General features: G+C 58.7%; 16 protein-coding genes. 5 read left to right on the plus strand and 11 right to left on the minus strand.

Going from position 1 to position 17,676, the window contains the following annotated elements; translation table 11 throughout:
• Window positions 1-5 precede the first annotated feature (5 nt).
• The 5 genes from BLU75_RS06115 to antA all read right to left on the minus strand — a co-directional run bounded on the left by BLU75_RS06115 (window position 6) and on the right by antA (window position 5,191).
• Entirely contained in the window at window positions 6-917 is a 912-nt protein-coding gene (locus BLU75_RS06115; RefSeq protein ID WP_084377590.1) for a branched-chain amino acid ABC transporter permease, read from the minus strand.
• Window positions 918-981: 64 nt separating this feature from the next.
• Window positions 982-2,142, minus strand: a complete 1,161-nt coding sequence (locus BLU75_RS06120; RefSeq protein WP_084377592.1) for an ABC transporter substrate-binding protein — start codon at window positions 2,140-2,142, stop codon at window positions 982-984.
• Between the two features lie 107 nt (window positions 2,143-2,249).
• Window positions 2,250-3,275 (minus strand): anthranilate 1,2-dioxygenase electron transfer component AntC, encoded by a 1,026-nt coding sequence (gene antC, locus BLU75_RS06125; protein ID WP_084377594.1) that lies wholly within the window; start codon window positions 3,273-3,275, stop codon window positions 2,250-2,252.
• Window positions 3,276-3,293: 18 nt separating this feature from the next.
• A complete protein-coding gene (gene antB / locus BLU75_RS06130) occupies window positions 3,294-3,785 on the minus strand; it encodes an anthranilate 1,2-dioxygenase small subunit (protein ID WP_084377596.1) in 492 nt (163 codons plus the stop codon).
• Between the two features lie 2 nt (window positions 3,786-3,787).
• Window positions 3,788-5,191 carry an anthranilate 1,2-dioxygenase large subunit gene (gene antA / locus BLU75_RS06135; RefSeq protein WP_084377598.1) on the minus strand — a complete coding sequence of 468 codons (1,404 nt, stop codon included), beginning with the start codon at window positions 5,189-5,191 and terminating at the stop codon, window positions 3,788-3,790.
• A gap of 412 nt (window positions 5,192-5,603) precedes the next feature.
• Here antA and BLU75_RS06140 point away from each other — a divergent pair, with 412 nt between their 5' ends.
• The 3 genes from BLU75_RS06140 (at window position 5,604) to BLU75_RS06150 (ending at window position 9,297) form a co-directional block, all read left to right on the plus strand.
• On the plus strand, window positions 5,604-6,860 hold the full coding sequence (locus BLU75_RS06140) for an OprD family porin (protein ID WP_084377600.1): 1,257 nt from the start codon (window positions 5,604-5,606) through the stop codon (window positions 6,858-6,860).
• A 361-nt stretch (window positions 6,861-7,221) separates the two neighbouring features.
• Complete coding sequence (locus BLU75_RS06145; RefSeq protein WP_172832067.1) at window positions 7,222-8,235, plus strand: AraC family transcriptional regulator; 1,014 nt, start codon at window positions 7,222-7,224, stop codon at window positions 8,233-8,235.
• Between the two features lie 27 nt (window positions 8,236-8,262).
• On the plus strand, window positions 8,263-9,297 hold the full coding sequence (locus BLU75_RS06150) for an AraC family transcriptional regulator (protein WP_084377602.1): 1,035 nt from the start codon (window positions 8,263-8,265) through the stop codon (window positions 9,295-9,297).
• A gap of 82 nt (window positions 9,298-9,379) precedes the next feature.
• Here the strand turns inward: BLU75_RS06150 and BLU75_RS06155 are convergent, their stop codons facing one another.
• The 6 genes from BLU75_RS06155 to BLU75_RS06180 form a co-directional block, all read right to left on the minus strand.
• On the minus strand, window positions 9,380-10,615 hold the full coding sequence (locus tag BLU75_RS06155) for a dienelactone hydrolase family protein (protein ID WP_084377604.1): 1,236 nt from the start codon (window positions 10,613-10,615) through the stop codon (window positions 9,380-9,382).
• Between the two features lie 63 nt (window positions 10,616-10,678).
• Window positions 10,679-11,491 (minus strand): SDR family oxidoreductase, encoded by an 813-nt coding sequence (locus BLU75_RS06160; RefSeq protein WP_084377606.1) that lies wholly within the window; start codon window positions 11,489-11,491, stop codon window positions 10,679-10,681.
• Complete coding sequence (locus tag BLU75_RS06165) at window positions 11,488-12,081, minus strand: cysteine hydrolase family protein (RefSeq protein WP_084377608.1); 594 nt, start codon at window positions 12,079-12,081, stop codon at window positions 11,488-11,490. The genes BLU75_RS06160 and BLU75_RS06165 overlap by 4 nt, the downstream gene beginning before the upstream one ends.
• The gene (locus BLU75_RS06170; protein ID WP_084377609.1) at window positions 12,081-12,614 is read right to left on the minus strand and encodes an aromatic-ring-hydroxylating dioxygenase subunit beta; all 534 of its coding nucleotides are present in this window, start codon (window positions 12,612-12,614) and stop codon (window positions 12,081-12,083) included. The genes BLU75_RS06165 and BLU75_RS06170 overlap by 1 nt, the downstream gene beginning before the upstream one ends.
• Entirely contained in the window at window positions 12,604-13,935 is a 1,332-nt protein-coding gene (locus BLU75_RS06175) for an aromatic ring-hydroxylating dioxygenase subunit alpha (protein ID WP_084377611.1), read from the minus strand. The genes BLU75_RS06170 and BLU75_RS06175 overlap by 11 nt, the downstream gene beginning before the upstream one ends.
• A 50-nt stretch (window positions 13,936-13,985) precedes the next feature.
• Window positions 13,986-14,930, minus strand: a complete 945-nt coding sequence (locus tag BLU75_RS06180; RefSeq protein ID WP_084377613.1) for a PDR/VanB family oxidoreductase — start codon at window positions 14,928-14,930, stop codon at window positions 13,986-13,988.
• 1,348 nt (window positions 14,931-16,278) lie between these two features.
• Between BLU75_RS06180 and BLU75_RS06185 the strand changes: the two genes are divergently transcribed.
• Window positions 16,279-16,803, plus strand: coding sequence for a fimbrial protein (locus BLU75_RS06185; protein ID WP_084377615.1), 525 nt, complete (start codon window positions 16,279-16,281; stop codon window positions 16,801-16,803).
• A 171-nt stretch (window positions 16,804-16,974) separates the two neighbouring features.
• Window positions 16,975-17,616, plus strand: coding sequence for a fimbrial biogenesis chaperone (locus BLU75_RS06190; RefSeq protein WP_231982621.1), 642 nt, complete (start codon window positions 16,975-16,977; stop codon window positions 17,614-17,616).
• Window positions 17,617-17,676 lie beyond the last annotated feature (60 nt).

Raw genomic sequence — 17,676 nt, forward strand, 5'->3', positions numbered from 1 at the left:
TCTCCTCAGGCGCGGGCGGGTAACAGGCCGCGTGGACGGACCAGCAGGACGACCGCCATGACGATGTAGGCACTGGCGGAAATCAATCCGCCACTCAAGGTTCCGCTGACTTCGGCGGGTAACAGTTGGTCAAGCAATTGCGGGATATAGGCGCGCCCAAGCCCGTCGACCATGCCGATCAGCAGGGCACCGGCGAGCGCGCCGCGCACCGAGCCGACACCGCCGACAACGATGACGACGAACGTGGTGATCAAGACCTTTTCGCCCATGCCGATTTCCACCGACAGCAGCGGGGCCGCCATGAAACCGGCGAGTCCGCAGAGCACACAGCCGAAGACGAAAACCAGGGTGTAGAGACGTGCGATGTTCACGCCCAGCGCGCCGACCATCTCGTGGTCGTCGGCCCCGGCACGGATCAGCATCCCCAGGCGGGTATGGTTGATCAGCAGCCACATGGCAATCGCCACCAGTGCCCCGGCGGCGATGAACAATAGGCGGCTGACCGGGTACATCAACCCTGGCAGGACTTCAACGAAGCTGCCGTACCACTCGGGGGTAGGCATGGCAGGCGGGCTGCGACCGAACAACACGGTGATCAACTCGTTGGTAAAAAACACCACGGCCAGGGTTGCCAGTACCTGATCGAGGTGATCGCGACTGTAGAGCCGGCGCATGATGCTGGTTTCAATCAGCAGCCCGTACAGGGCGGAGCCGACTATCGCCGCCAGCCCGGCGAGCCAGAACGAGCCGCTGAGCGACGCGGTGTAGGCGGCGCAGAACGCCCCGACCATGTAAAAGGCACCATGGGCCAGGTTGATGACACCCATGATGCCGAAGATCAGCGTCAGGCCGGAGGCGAGCAAAAACAGCAAGGCGCTGTATTGCAAGCCGTTAAGAATTTGTTCGAGTAGCAGCATGCTGGGGAATCCTACGAAAAGTGCCGGCAGCCGAAGCCGCCGGGCACGAGACCGAAAGGTCGGATCACAGGGCGCATTTGGCGGCGAAGCTGTCCACTTGCGATTTGGCGATGGTATGCACCGGCACCTGGACCAGCTTGCCGTTGGCATCGGCTTCTACGCGCAGCAAGTACCAGTCGATGACCGCATGCTGGTTTTTGCCGAAAGCGAAATCGCCACGGATCGAGTCGAACTTGACGTTGCGCAGCGCGTTACGAAAGGCCTCGGGGTCTTTCATGTTGCCGTCCACACTCTTGAGTGCAGCGCCGATCAGCCGCGCCGTGTCATAGGTCTGGGCGGCATACACGGTGGGCACGCGGTTGTATTTTTCGCTGAACGCTTTGACGAACGCCTGATTGGCCGGGTTGTTCGATTCAGGATTCCACAAGGTCACGATGTTCATGCCTTTGGCGACATCACCGGTGGCGGCGAGCATGCGTTCGTCCATGGAGAACACGGGCACTACCATCGGGATGGTTTTGCTCAGGCCCGAGCTGCCGTATTGCTTGGCGAAGTTGATGCCGGCACCGCCGGGATGGAACTCGAAAATCGCATCCGGCGCCAGAGAGCGCACCCGTGCCAGCTCGACCGAGAAGTCCAGTTGGTTGAGCTTGGTGTAGATCTCGGTGACCTCACCTTTGTAAGTGCGCTTGAAGCCTTCCAGCGCATCGCGTCCACCCTGATAGTTGGGGGCCAGGATGACCATCTTCTTGTAGCCCAGGTCGTTGGCCGCGACACCGGCCATTTCATGGATCGTGTCGTTCTGATACGAGGCGACGAAGTAATTGGGCTTGCACTGCTTGCCGGCCAGGCTCGAAGGGCCGGTGTTGTTGCTGATGTAGAAGCCGTCCTTGGTCGCCGTGTTGACCACCGCCGCCAGCACATTGGAAAAGATCACCCCGGTGTACAGCGAAATGCCGTCCAGGCTCATGCGGTCGATGATCTGCTTGGCGCGCGCCGGTTGCAGTCCGTCGTCCTCGACCAGCAGGCTCACCGGCACACCGCCGAGCTTGCCGTCTTCCTGATCGATGGCCAGTTGGAAACCGTCGCGAGAGTCTTCGCCCAGGTAACCGGCGGGGGTCGAGAGGGTGGTGATAAAACCGATGCGAACCGGGTCCTGGGCCTGGGCCAGCAGACTGGCCACGCAGCTGGCCGCCAGCAGTGTACCCACGAGTAGTTTTTTCATAGTGCCGCCTTTAGTGAAGTCCGCATCGCGCGTGACGTAATTGTTAGTTGAGGGCAGTAAAAAATGTCCGGGTGCCTGGAAATTTGTTTTGGCTGTGGGTTCCAGTGTCAGGTGTTGCTTTCGGTAAATTTCTCGTAATACAGGCGGGTTTGGTCGAGGGCCTGGACGGCCAGCCATTGTTTGATCGATTCGACCATGGGCGGCGGCCCGCAGAGGTACATGTCCAGGTCCTGGTCGCGAAACTCGGCAAGCTCGAAATGCTCGGTGATATAACCGCGCTTGCCGCTCCAGTCCGAAGCCGGATCGCTGATGACCGGGGTGAAGCGAAAACCGGGAATCCGCTCTGCGTAGGCCGCGATGCGCGTGGTTTCGCAAAGGTCGACGGCGTTGCGCACGCCGTAGTACAGATGCACCGGATGCCCGCAACCACCACGCTCGGCGATCTCATCGAGCATGCCCAGGAACGCCGAGAGCCCGGTGCCGCCGGCGACAAACACCAATGGCTTGTCGACATGGCGCAGGTAAAAGGCGCCAAGGGGCGCTTCGAGCATGATCTCGTCGCCGATCAGGCTGCGCTCGCGGATGTAATTGCTCATCAGCCCGTCGGGCAGCAGCCGGATCAGAAACTGCAACTGGTTGCTGCTGTTGGGGCGGTTGGCGAATGAGTAAGAGCGCTTGCCTTCTGTGCCCGGCACTTGCAGCCGCGCGTACTGGCCGGGCAAAAAGTCCAGGTGCTGGCCATCGGCACCGGCGTCCAGGTGCAGGATCGCGGTGTTCGGCGATACCTGCTCGACGGCCCGCACGATGCCCTTGAGCCGATCCGGCCCGGGCGCATTGCACAGGCTCGACGCGAAGTCGAAGTAGAAGGCCGCATCGGATTCGACGCGGGTCTGGCAGGTCAGCATTTTGCGCTGGCGCAGGTCGTCGGCCGACAGTGCTTCATCGTCGACATAGTCCTGGCTGTATTGTCCCGACTCGCAGCGGCCCTGACATGTCCCGCACACGCCTTCCCGGCAGTCGAGCGGGATATTGATGCCGTTGCGCAGCGCCGCATCGAGCAGGATTTCATTGTTCTGTACCGGGAAAAACAAGGTTTTACCATCGGCAAAACTGAACGCGACCTTGTGACTCATGATCCAGATTTCCGCCAGTCAGAGGTGATAAAAATCGAGCACCGAATTGATGGTGTCGTTGAGTAGCACCACATGCTTGCGGCTGATCTTCCAGCTCTCGCCATCGGGCCGCAGGCGGTAGGTGGCGCGGCCGAAGAACTGCTCGGCGGTTTGCAGGCGGTAGTAGAGGGTGTGCCAGTTAACCCGTACCTCCAGCTCGTCGTTGTCCAACGGAGCAATGCGCACATTGCTGATCAGGTGCAGGGTGCGCGGCATCGGAATGGTCGACGCGGCCTTGCCGGTGCGAATGCGGAACACCCGGTCCTCGAGGCCGCCACGGTTGGGGTAGTAGATCAGCGACATGCCTTTTTTCGGGTCGGTGGTATAAACATGCTCCGAGTCCCATTGCGGCAGGTGGAACTCGCTGTCGTCGCTGAACATCGACAGGTACGTATCCCAGTCCTGAGCGTCGCAGGCTTCAGCGTTGCGGTAGAAGAATTGCTCGATGCGGTATTGCAGTTGCGAATTCATGTTCACACCTCACGCAGTTTCAACGGTTGCTCTTCGGCGGCCTTGCGCGCCAGACCTTCGAGCATGAAGCGCTGCCAGTTGCCATGTTGATTGACGTAGAGGCCTTCATGGGTGAACTCGGTGCCGGTCAGTGCCGGTGAGATGCCGATGGTTTCGCTGTTGGGCGTCGCACCCTCGACCCATTTGCCCACGCCCCGGGAAATGTCGCTCCAGCGCTCAAGCCGTGCCTGGAAACCGCGCTGGGCTTCGCGAAACTCAACCAGGTCATCGGGGGTGCCCATGCCGGACACGTTGAAGAAGTCTTCGAACTGACGAATGCGGTTTTCCCGGTCGGCATCCGACTCGCCGACCACGCCCAGACAGAAGCTGTTGATCTCGGTCTTGTTCCACGCCAGTGGACGGATGATGCGCAGCTGCGAGCTGATCTGGTCGAGGAAGAACATGCTCGGGTAGATGTTCAGGTTGCGCAGCCGGTGCATCATCCACTCGGCCTTGCCCTGGCCGTATTCTTCGAGCAGACGCGGCATGATCGTGCCGTAACCGGGGCGCACCGCCGGGTTGGGCATATCGCTGAACAGCAGGCTGTGGCCGTTGTGGAAGGCAAACCAGCCGTCGTCGGTTTCCTTGTCGCCAGCGCCGAGCTTGCTGTAGTCCAGGGTGTCGGCACCGGTCAGGCCTTTCTCGCTGTTGATCTGCTGGCGATGCTGGACGGTGGCCACGTAGTTGTAGTGCACGGTGCTGACGTGATAACCGTCCAGACCGTTTTCGTTCTGCAGTTTCCAGTTGCCGTCGTAGGTGTAGGTGGACTTGCCCGGCAGCACTTCCAGTTCACCGGTGGGCGACTGGGCGACCATCATGTCGAAGAACACCTTGGCGTCGCCGAGAAAGTCTTGCAGCGAGTCAGTGCCCTCGACATCGAGGCTGACAAACACAAACCCTTTGTAGCTTTCGATGCGGGCTTTTTTCAGGCCACGGGTGGCTTTGTCGAAACCCTCCGGATATTCACCGGGTGCCTTGACCTTGACCAGGCGGCCATCACTTTTATAGCACCATGCGTGGAACGGGCAGGTGAAGGTCGACTGGTTGCCCTTGCCGACGCGGGTCAGGGTCGTGCCCCGGTGCTGGCAAGCGTTGATCAGTGCATTGAGCTGGCCGTCGCCATCGCGGGTGATGATCATCGGCTGGCGCCCGGCGCGCATCGTCATGAAGTCATGCTGGTTGGCGATTTCGCTTTCGTGGCAGGCGTAGATCCAGTTCTTCTCGAAGATCAACTCCATTTCCAGATCAAATAAATCCGGCTCGGTAAACATATCCCGGGCAATTCGGAAGATGCCTTCCGCTGGCCGGAAGTCCAGGCAGCCTTCAATAAAACTTTTCCATTGTTCGACGCTTTTGGCACTGCTCATTAATCGATACCTCGTTGCATCGGGATAATTCGTGCATTCAATAAGTTGTTCGTGCCTGCATTAAATAAGTTGCCCGCGGCGGGGTCTATCCGCTTTGTCGGCAAACACAGTCCATAAAATTGGCCAGCGAGCCTTGACCCACAAACAGCTGGCCAGGAGCGGCGTGGCGAACGAGGCGGAATTGATATTTCGAAGTAAACGGATATGAGTCTCGAATTAACAGGATAGAGACTCTGGCGCCAATGCTGCCTAATCACTCTCGATGCGTGCTGGCTGTCTCACCGGACCGACATCAACCCTAACGACTCATGCTGAATATTTTAATAAAGAAACAACTGCCAACTATTGGAGTGATCACTTTGGTCGCGCCGCTACTTGATGTGTTCGCACATTAAATAAGAGGGGATAAGTTATGTTTCAAGCGAGTTGGTTTACCCGTTGCGTGCAGACGGCCAGCCTGGCCGGAATGATTACACCGATGATGGCCCAGGCGGACTTCATTGAAGACAGCCACCTGGGGCTGGGCTTGCGAAACTTTTATATCGATCGCGACTTCAAGGGCGAAAACCCGAAGAACTCCCGAGTCGGCAGCTGGACCCAGGGCTTCGACCTGCGCTTCATCTCGGGCTACACCGAGGGGCCGCTGCAGTTTGGCCTGGATGCTTCGATGCAATACGCCTACCGGCTCGACGGTGGTGGTGGCAGGGGGCCTGACAGCATCATTCCTTATAGCGTCAGCAAGCAAGAACAGGCGACCGATTACGGCCGCGGCGGCTACACGGCGAAGGTGCGTTATTCCAAGACCGAGTTGAAATACGGTGAGCATCGGCCAACGCTGCCGGTGGCCTACACCGACGATTCGCGGCAACTGGTCACCACGTATCACGGCACCCTGATCGAGTCCAAGGAGGTGGACAAGCTGACACTGACGGGCGGGCGCTTCACCGAAATCAGCGGCCGCGAATCCGCTAACAGCGAAAAAATGTACTTGTTCAACGGACCTGACGTGCAGCGCCGCAGCGACGGTTTGAACTTTGGCGGCGCCAGCTACGCGTTCACTCCGGCGCTAACCGGGACCTATTTCTACGGGCAGTTGGAAGACATCTACCGTCAGCATTACCTGGGCGCTACCTACCTGGCCGACCTGGGCGGCGGTTACGGTCTGAAAACCGACTTGCGCTATTTCAACAACAAGGAAGATGGCGACGCCTTGTATGGTCGCATCGATAACCGCTCCTACGGCGCCATGACCACCCTGCGCAAAGGTGCCCACTCCTTCGGCCTGGGTTATCAGCGGATGCTCGGTGATAGCACGTTCCCGACGCTCAACGGTTACGCGCCGCAGCCTTACCTGGTGAACTGGTCCGCCATCGCCTTCGTCAAACCTAACGAAAAATCCTGGCAGGCGCGTTATGACTTCAATTTCGCCGGTGTGGGTGTGCCTGGCTTGAAGCTGATGACGCGTTACATGCGCGGCACCGACATCGATCGCGGCGCTCTCAGCGACAACAGCGAATCGGAGCGCAATATCTACCTGTCCTACGTGGTCCAGGACGGCCCGCTGAAGGACCTCGGCGTCGAACTGCGCAACATCAACGTCAAGTTCCGCCATGGTAATGACTTCGACGAAAACCGCCTGATCACCACCTATACCTGGAAATTCTGGTAAGCGATCAGCACGACCCGAGCAAGATTTCCGTCTCCAGCTCTTCAACAATTCCTGGGGGTAACACCTGCCTGCTCATCTGGGCAGGTAATACCCAATCACGCCCGCCATTCAATGCGTGTCTATCGTGCGGCCTCTTGGCGTCTGCTCTTTTTTGCAGCGCCCTACCTTTGTTTACGGCGTGAGAAGGGCGCTCAGTGCATGGACGGCTCTAACGTAGCGCTGTCCCTATCCGATTATTCGGTGAATGTTATCCGCATATTTCGCCCAGCCCCCGGAGGGAGGGAGGCGGCATGAAGATTGCTCTTTCAAATAGAGGCGTGCCGTTAGAGCGCGTTCATAAAACAGCCGTGGGTGCCCCGTGATGAGTACAAGTCCTGATGTACATGTTCGTGACATTCGTATCGAACGTTACGACCTCAATGGTGCGCGGCAGTGGATGGCCGGGATCTGCGGGCCGCATCTGCTCAAGACCAGCCACCCCAACCGCATTCAGTTCCATCACAGCGGCAACGTGCTCAAATCGATGTCCACCACACTGGGAATGATCGAGTACGGCACCGACGTCACGGTCGGCATCGAAGACGCCGAACACCTGAACAGCTACAGCCTCAGCTTGCCCCTCGTTGGCGAACAGCATTTGACCAAGAACGGTTGTCAGGCGACGTCCGATCGCGACTGCGCAATCATTGTCTCGCCGCACGAAAACCAGGAGCTGTCGATCAACGGTGATTGCCGCAAGGTCCAGGTCGTCATCACCCGCGCGGCCATGCGCAAGTCCCTTGAAGACATGCTGCAGCGGCCATTGGAAACCCCCTTGCGTTTCGAGCCGATGATGGACGCGGTCAACGGTTCCTCCGCGTCCTGGTGGCGTATGGCGCGCTACTTTATCGGCGAACTGGAGCGCAGCCGCGAGCTGTATGACCAGACGTTTTTCACACGCGACATCGAGAGTTCGCTGATCAAGGGGTTGATCCTTGCCCAGCCGAACAACTACTCCGATGAGTTGCGCGATGTGCTCGGCGTCAAGCTGCCGCATTACCTGATTCGAGCCAAACAGTACATCCACGAAAATGCCCGCGAAGCGCTCCATCTGGAAGACATCGAGGCGATTTCCGGAGTGTCGCGCTTCAAGCTGTTCGAAGGTTTCAAAAAGTACTTTGGCATGTCGCCGATGGCGTATCTGAAGAAGCACCGGCTGGGTGCCGTGCGCCAGGAAATCCTCGAGGATAATTCAGCGCGCAATATCTCGGTGATCGCCATGGGGTGGGGGTTTACCCACCTGGGACGGTTCTCCAGCGAGTATCGCAAGCTGTTCGATGAAACACCGAGCACCACCCTGCAACGTAACGAAGCTCGCCGCAACCGGTCGCTTTGAGCCATGGCGGCGCTATCGGTTCATCCTATGCCTGGCGCTGGCGCGGGGCTCGATCTGTCGAGGCTGTGCCAAACACCGGTCTTCACCAGTCGCTCGCGGCAAGAAAGTCATCGGCTGCTTGCTCGTGAGTTGGTCGAACACGATCTGAGTTGGCGCAGTGGCAATGTCGACACGGCGTTTTTTCGCGCTGAAGTGGGGCGTTGCCAATTGTTTGTCCTGCGTTACGGCGCCGAGGTTGAGGTACGGCCACGGCCTTTTACCGATTTCGTGTTGATGCAGATGCCTTTGCGCGGGCGGGCCAGTATCGAGTGCGACGGGCTGGCGCTTGAGCTGGAGGAGGGTCAGGTGGCGGTGCTCTCGCCCAATCGCCAGGCCCGCCTGGTCTGGCACAGTGGCTGCGAACAATTGCTGCTTAAAGTACCGCGTTCATTGTTGAGGCTGATGCAGGAGCGGCTGGTGGACGAAGGAGGGCTGGCCGCTGATTTCAGCTTGCCTGCCGCTTATCGGCTCAACACCGGTCAGGCGCGCGGCTGGTTGCGCCTGGTCGATGATTTGCTCGAACAGCTGGGGGCCAGCGAGGGCGAGCCGGTGCATGCTCACTGGTTGCGACATCTGGAAGAAAGCCTGCCGCTGTTCCTGCTGACCCACCCACCGAAAGTCGACGGGTCACCGATGGCGGTCATTGAGTCGCCGGCACAACGTCAGGCATTGCGGCAGTTGCATAAGATCGAAGACTTGATGCGCCGTCGCCTGGGTGACGCGCTTTCCCTGGGCGAACTGGCAGCCGCGGCGGGCATGAGCGAGCGCAGCCTCAATACCTTGTGTCAGCGCTGTTACGGGCAAACGCCGATGGAGCGGTTGCGCAACCTGCGGCTTGAAGCGGTACGTGATCGTTTGCTCGGCCATCGGGACTTGAGCATTACCGAAGTCGCCCTGGAGCATGGCTTTGGCCATCTCGGTCGTTTTGCCCGTTACTACCGTGAGCGCTTCGGCGAACTGCCGCATCAGACTGCTGCGAATGCTGACCCTTGTAGGAGCGAGCTTGCTCGCGATGGACGTTAACGATAACGCGTGTTGTCTGGTTAAACGCGTCGCCCTCAAGTCCATCGCGAGCGAGCTCGCTCCTACAGCGGGCAGTGTGCGATTACTGTTCGGCGCTGCCCGCCCATCTGCCCATCAGGGTGTTGGATGGCTGTTGTTCGTCGAGCAGTTTCTTCGCCGTTTCGATACCGGCCACGGGAAGTCCGGCGGGGTCGAGCAGACCGATCTGCACCAGAACGCTCGCTTGGTCCCAATAAATGTGCTCGTGGCAGAGCTTGTCGCCACGGAACTTGATGACCCCAATCATCGGAATTTCGACGTATTTACCGGTCGGCGCGACGTTGGGCAGCATCCAGTCGATTTCACTGGTGTGGGTAAAACACATCACGAACTCGTCGACGATCTGCGAGGCCCCTACCGTGCGCGAGATGGGCACCAGCTTCATGTCCGGCGGATTGGCATGAACGAAATGGTTCTGGTAGAAACGGCTCAATTCGCGGTAACCCACGCCACCGGTCATGGTGGGAATGTGGTTGACGTACGGTTCGGCGACCATGGTTGCCATGGTCGCCGGGACATCGCGGACAGCAAATTCAAATTCGATGTGCTTTTCCCACAGCTCGGACAGGTTGTAGTTCGGGCCGATGGCCTGTTTGAGCGCGGCGATGCTGCGTTGATGGGCCATCAACGCGGCCGGTTTGTTGTAGTGCATGCCGCCGTTGCGGGCGAAGGCATGGTCGACGTCGGGGTATGTGTAAATCTCGACGTTGTTGCGTCTGCCCAGGCGCTGGCTGATCAGCGTGCGGGCATTGACGTCGCAGTAGCGATCCTGTTCGGCGAAGTGCAGCACCAGGTGACCTTTGATGATGTCGGCTTCTTCGAGCAGCTGTTCGATGCCCATGCCGTAATAGCCCACCGAGCAGGCGGCGTCGGTTCTCGTCGCCGTCAGGTAGGCCAGCTTGCCGCCCATGCAGAAACCCACATAGCCGAAACCGACGTCCTCGACTTCGGGAAAATCGCTGAGTGCCTTGAAACTGGCGTCGATGTCATCGACCGCCTTGTCCACGTCCATGCGCTGGAACAGATCAATCGCACGGGCGAAGTCGGCCTCGGTGTAACCCAGTTCGACGCCCGGCTCCAGACGCCAGAACAAATCCGGGACCAAGGCGACGTAACCTTCCTCGGCGTAAAAATCGGCGACTTCGCGCATGTTGGCGTTGATGCCAAAAATTTCCTGGCCGATTACCACGCCAGGGCCTTTGCCGCTGGCGGGTAGCGCCAGGTAACCGGTGAAACTGCCGCTGCCGTCGCTGGCTTTTACAGTGATCATCTTGCCCATGGTGTTACCTCGTTATCGACTCATCATCAGGATTTGTTGGCGGTGTTCAATAGGTGGAGCAATTCAGGCCGGGTCACGCAAGCGCTCGAACCACACGCGTGGCGAGAGCCCCTGATCGGGGCCGAGGATCGAGAAGCCGCCGTCCACCGGAATATCCACCCCGGTAATCCAGGACGCGCCGTGGCTGCACAGGAAGGCCACCACATGGCCGATCTCCTCGCCGCGCCCGACGCGCCCAAGCGGGTGAAAGGTGGCACCAACACGGTCGGCCACGGCGATGTCACCGCCGCTTAGGTTCGCCACCGACGGCGACCAGGTCCAGGCCGGCGAGACGCTGATGACCCGGATCGAAGTCGGCGCCAGGCTCACAGCAAGGTTGCGGGTCAGCTGCAGCAACCCGGCCTTGGACGCCGGGTACAGGGCTCGCCCAGCCGCGCCGAACTTACCGCCGGTGCTGCCGATGTTGATCACCGTGCCGCCTTCGAGCATATGGGGTGCGGCTTTCTGCACGAAGATCGCCGCTGACACCAGGTTGATGTTGAGGGTGTTCAGCCATTGCGCCCGGTCCGACAGTAGCCCCTGATCGTCGTAGACACAGGCGTTATTGACCAGGATGTCGAGACGGCCGAAGGCGGCCAGGGTTGCGTCGATACAGTCGTCGATATCCTCGTCGAGCTCGACATTGCAGGCGACAAAGCGACAACGTTCACCCAACTCGCTGGCCAGTGCCGCCCCCATTTCGCGGTTACGGCCGACCAGCATGACGCTGGCGCCGGCCTGCAACAGTTGGCGGGCAATGTCGGTGCCCAGGCCTTGGGTACTGCCCGTGACAATCGCCACCTGACCTTGCAGATTGGCAGTGGGAATGGACTTCATGGCATTGACTCCAGGGCGTTGGCGACATCCGTGACTGTGGCGATCAGGCGCATGCTTTCCAGCGCCGCCAGATGAGTCGCGGGTCGGGCGGCGGCGCAGGCGTCGGCCAGCACCGTGACCTCGAAACCGCAATCGACGGCATGCCGTACCGTGCTCTCCACCACCGAGTGGGTGGCGACGCCGGCGATCAGCAATTGTCGCGCATCGAGCTGACGCAACAGGGTGTCCAGCGGCGTGCCGTAGAACGCGTTGATGCGAGTATGGGTGACGACGAATTCGTCCGGGCCTTCCAGCGGTTTCAGCGCATCATGAAACTGCGCGCCCCAGGAGCCTTCCTGGACGGCGCCACTGGCCGCCACGGCGCGCAGGATCGGTGCGTTCTGTACCAGATCGGCATAGTCCGGGCGATACGCCACGCGCACATGAATGATCGGCCAACCCCGTGCGCGGGCACCTTGCTGCAGCCTGATGGCGGCGTCCAGCACGGCGTCACGTGCCGGATCATCGGCTGCGAGCCCGACCCGGATGCGGCCGTCAGGATGCAAGACGTCGTTCTGATAATGCAGGGCCAATACGGTCGGGCGCCTCATCAGACAAAGACCTCGAGGTTGGCGAACACATCGTTGCAGTTGATCAGGTCAACCCGCTTGAGCTGGATTTTCCAGCCGCCGCTGTCCTGACTGGCCAGCTTGTAGGTGTAGCGCCCGGCCAACTGGCGTTGTTCAAGACGCCATTCGCTGACCTGGAACGTCGCGCTCACCACCAGCAACCCTTGGCTGTCGAGTCCTTCGACCATCACGTTGCCCACCAGATGAGCCGTGCGGGTCGGTGGTTGTTGCGACCAGTTGCGTGTGTTTTCTACCCGGCGGATGCGCACTGCGCGCAGCATGCGGTTTTCCCAGAACAGCGAAATGTGCTCGAAGGGGTCAGCCTGCCCATGCAGGTGCGGCACCCAGTACATGCCCGCATCGGTAAACAGTTGATCCCACTCCCAGAAACGGCGCTCATCCAACAGGCGTGCTTCGCGATAGAGGAACTGCTCGATCTCGCGCAAAGTTTCGCTGGGTACCTGGGCCGGGGTCAGGGTGTGAGTCGAGACGTCGAAGGTGCGATCAAGCAGCATGGGTGCTCTCCTTGGCGATCAGGGTGGCGGTCATGTAGTGCTTCCACGCGGCGAACTGGTTACGCATCGGCAGTTCGCTGGTGCCATTGGTCGAGACCGCGCCATCGGGCAGCAAGCGGTCGGTGCCGACATAACGATGCATGCTGATCCATTCACCGCCACGGGTCATGTTGCCCTCCTGACAGCGGGCATAGACTTCGACGTCGTCGGGCATGACGTTGGAGGAGGGCGAGTTGATGACGTTGGCGTACGTCAGCGCCCGGTCAAATACGGCATCCGGAGCACCTTTGCAGCGAAACGTCTGGATTTCCACCAGGGTGCGGTCGACGGCCATCGGCCGGATTATCCGGAATTGCATGAACACGGTGTGGGGTGAGCCGCTGCCGTAGATCACGGTGTTGTGGCGGTTCATCCCCATGATGCCTCGGGCGCGTTCTTCGCCGTAGGCATCGCTCAGGCATTCAAAGTGGGCCCTGGATACGTCGTCGCGCTCGGCGGCTGCCGGGTCGAAGATCGCTTCCATGTAGCCATGTCCGTTGTTGTACGCGCGCAGTTCGAGCTTCTCCCAGAAGTCGTAAGGCTCGCCGTTGCCGTCCATGATCAGCAGTTCAAATGGCATTTCTCCCAAGGCTTCGGCCTCGCTGCGGGCCGCGTCCACTGAGGATTCATGCGTGACGCGAGCGTGCATGGTGTCGTGGAGGTTTTCGTAGAAGACTTTCCAGTTGGAACGCTGCATGACCCGAAAAATACCGCCGGCCACTTCGACTTCACCCACTGGCGAGCGATCGCAGAGGTTGTCGATGGACGTGATCACGCCGCCGAGAAAGGTTTTAAGGTCCGGACCATGATCGATCTGGCTGGCGAACACGAAGCCCCGATAGCTGTCGACTCGCGCCAGGCCGGCCATCGAAAAGTCCGGGTGCTGAGGGTTGAAGCAGGTGCCTTCGAAGGCATTTTTCAGAGGGGCCGAGAGGTGCTGGCCGTCGAGTTTGAAAGTCCAGGCGTGGTAGGGGCAGCGGAAAAACTTACCGACGTTGCCGTCACCCTCAGCCACCAGCTTGGCGCCTTTATGCGGGCAGCGGTTGTAAAGCACGTTGACGCCTTTGTCGGCGCCGCGAACCAGAATCACGTCCTGATCGCCGATGCGTGTGGTGTGGTAGTCACCGACATTTTTGACCTGGCTTTCATGGCCGACGTAGATCCATGCCTGACCATAGATTCGCTGCATTTCCAGATCAAACAGTTGCGGGTCGGTGTAGACGCTTTTGTGCACGCTGTCGTCGCGGATCAGTGCCGCGATCTGTTCGTTCGAGGGAATCATGATGTCTCCTTTTAACCAGCCATAAAGAGGTGCGTGGTACAGCAACGCACTTACAAATCGAGCACCAGACGAGCGCTGGAGGCGCGAGATACACAGGTGCAGAAGCTGCCGTCAGCCCGTTCGCGCTCCGACAGACAACTATCGCGGTGGTCAGCGGCGCCTTCGAGCACCTGGGCCACGCACACCCCACAGTCACCTCGACGGCAATCGAACATCGGGTCCAGGTCGGCTTCTATCATTGCGTCGAGCACGCTTTTGCCCGCGGTCACCTGAAGCGTTATTCCACTGCTGCGCAGCTCCACTTCAAAACCGCCTTCGGTCTCGGTGCCGAGGCTGCCGATGAACAATTCGCTGTGCAGTTGGCTGTCATCCCAGCCCAGTGCGCGAGCCGTTTGCAGCACGTTGCTGATCAATGACTTGGGGCCGCACACATACAGCTGACGTCCGCTGACGGGTGAGTCCAGCAGGCTGTCCAGGGGCAGGCGCCGCGCCGGGTCGCCGCCGCTGATCCAGCATCGGGCGGTGCCGAGCGCCTGGACTTCTTCCAGATACGCCATGCGGTCTGGGTTGCGACCGGCATAGTGCAAAGTGAATGGCTGCTGGCTGGCCGCGAGCGAGCGGGCCATGCCAAGCATTGGGGTGATGCCTATCCCTCCCGCGATCAGCAGGTAGTCACTGGCATTTGCCACCAATGGAAAATGGTTGTTGGGCGCACGCACCCTCAGTTGCTGACCGACTTGCACCTCGTGCATCCAGCGCGAACCACCGCTGCTCTGGTCCTCCAGCTGCACCGCGATCTCGTAATGAGGGTGCTCAGGCAGGCTGACCAGCGAGTAAGCACGCCACATGGGTTTACTGCCTGGTATCAGCACTTCGATATGAGCACCCGGGGTGAAACCGGGCAGGGTGTGGCCGGCGTCAGCGACCAGGATCAGGCGACGAATTTGAGGCGTGAGCGGGTCTATCCGTTCGATACGCAAAGACAGGCTGGGCATGCACGATTCCTGAGCGGGGCGAGCGATGTTCGCCGTTGAAGTCGTACACACTGTAGGGAGGGGCCCCGGGGCGAAAAAGCCGATATCGGCAAGTCGATAGCCGCATTTTGCGTAAGTACGCGGGACTGGGTGTCAGGCAGTGAGCCAATCGTACGTAGGTGTCCCGAAAAGGTTGGGCTTTTTCATGTCTTCGATTTAGGCGTTCTGGTAGTTAAATGGTAGTGAGTTGAGACGTGCTGACGCCTTACGTCGCCCTGTCGGGTTGGCGGTTGCCGGACAGTTGTCAGCGCCAATGCGTAGCAGCTCCTCATGCGTCGAGGACGTGTATTTCTGCTCTATTAGGTATTTCCCTTGCAGATAGTCGTGAGTCCATTGGGCGGTGCAGGTATTAGTGACATTTTGTTCGATAACTTCTTTACCCATTGCAATTCGTCGATTGGCTCAAGGTAGTGTTGTTTGATGTCTTGAGTCATCGCATTTTGTTGAGCGGCCAGTTTGACACAGCACGTTTTAAATTTTTCTTGTGATGCCGGGTTTGGTAAAGGTTTTACTTGCTGTAAACAGTAGGTAGTCATTAGCCGAGCTTTCTTCACCTCTGGCCCTCAGCGCTATGCTCGGATAGTTTTTAGTGTTCGGGCGAAATCGCAATGTTTTTGTATGTTGGCGACTGTCTTATCCGAAAAGTTAAGGCTCTACTTTCTGGGCGTGTACTTATCATTGCGGATGAGCTTACGGGCGTGTTTTGTTGAGGCGATGGATTAAATCACTCTTGGCATTTGCAGAGATTATTCGTCGGAAAGATGCACGTCTATCGTGCCGGTATTTTCCAGGTCGCTAAAATTTCCAGAGCTGAAAATCAGAGCTTTGAATCGTCTCCAGGGTTTCGCTACAACCTGAGTCTTCTTTAAGTCAAGTCAATCGCGAGGAACAGGAATCGTCTGATGGGGTTCTTTCCCGCTCAATTGTACGCTTTGGTCGTACCAACTGCCGTAAGCCGGACGCAGGATATGCGCCTCATGCTTTCTCTGGAAAATTGCAGTCCGCCGCATTGCCTGCAAGAGCTACGGCAAGCGCAGTGCGTTGTACAAAGCGATGCGCAAGATGGAGGCCAAGGCCTAGGTGCATGTCAAGGTAGAGCATTGATGCCGGGTGATCAGGCGTCAATCTGGTCATCCCGCTACGCGCTTCCGGGGCTGGGTCAAGAGCATTGCGCAGAGGGTGTCGCTATTCAACTTTTCGATGTGTGGAGAGCACGCCGACCTTTACAGCTCTGCGCGAGAAGGGTGCCTGTCATAAAAGCGCGCAACGCGATGAATGACTTTTCTCAATTATATTAAGGACTTGATTTATGAAACGATTAGCTTTGATTTTGGCTACTACCTTCCCGGTAATGGCTTTCGCAGCCACTCAAAACACCATTACCTTCACTGGCCAGGTTTCAGACCAAACTTGTGCAGTAGCGGTCAACGGTAACGCTGCCAACCCGGTCATTCTGATGCCTACTGTCAGCGCCGCCGCGTTGAACGCAGTCGGTAGTACTGCAGGAGAAACCCCGTTCACTATCAGCGTCAGCAACTGTGCCGCGCCCACCTCGACTTTGGCGATCAAAACCGCATTCCTGGGTAATAACGTAACTAGCGCAGGCAATCTCGGGAATGCGGGTACTGCCACTAAAGTACAGGTTCAACTGCTCAATGCTGCGGGTGGCACACCTGTTGTACTTAACGGCCCCACATCTGTTGCCGGTCTGAGCCTGGACTCTGGCGCCACCAGCGCCAGTCACGACTTCGCCGTTCGTTACATCAGCGAAGCGGGTGGCGCAACCGCCGGTACTGTCTCCGCTACCGCGCAATACGCTCTGGATTACCTGTAAGTCAGGAGCCCTGTCCTGCCGGGCTATGCGCCCGGTAGTTCCCTCTTCTCAATTTCCATACCCTCTACACATTGTGTGCGGATACTTATGTCTCGCCTTAAAAAAGTCACCCTGGCTCTAGCCCTGACTGTCTGCACCCTCTTGGCCCATAACGCGAGAGCCAGCGTTGTAATGACCGGTACCCGTGTCATCTACCCAGCTCAAGCCCAAGAGAAAATGGTGCAACTGACCAATCAGGGTACCCATCCGTACCTGGTTCAGATGTGGGTAGACAGCGATCCCCTCAACACTACGGCGCAATCAGCCAGCGCGCCGTTTATTGCAAATCCTCAGGTTTTTCGCGTTAACCCAAACTCCGGGCAGGTGGTACGCCTGATATTTACCGGCAGAGACTTGCCGAAAGACCGAGAAACTCTGTTTTACCTCAGCTTTTTGCAGATGCCGGCTATAAAGGCCAGCGAACTGCAAGCCAACAAATTGCTGCTCAGCGTCAATAGCCGAATGAAGCTGTTTTACCGGCCCCAAGCGTTGGCCGGTAATCCCGATGACCTGAGCAAGTCGCTAAGTTTCAAAGCGCAGAACAAGACGCTTGTCGTGAGTAATAACAGTGGCTACTTCGCCACTGTGCGCAACGCCCAAGTCGTCCGCAACGGAAAGTCTTTCCCTCTTAAACAGGCCGTGATAATCCCCCCGCTGAGCCAGCTCGACTGGGCACTGCCCGCCGGCTTTTCGGCGAACGGAGGAGACATTCTGCGCCTGACTCTAGTCAACGATTTCGGTGCGGATGTCACTACCGACTTGCCCTTTCAGTGATTGTTCAGAGTGAGCGTTATGCTTGTGTATCGCATATCACTATTTAAGATGGATTTTAGA

The sequence above is a fragment of the Pseudomonas mucidolens genome (genome assembly GCF_900106045.1).
Lineage (GTDB): Bacteria > Pseudomonadota > Gammaproteobacteria > Pseudomonadales > Pseudomonadaceae > Aquipseudomonas > Aquipseudomonas mucidolens.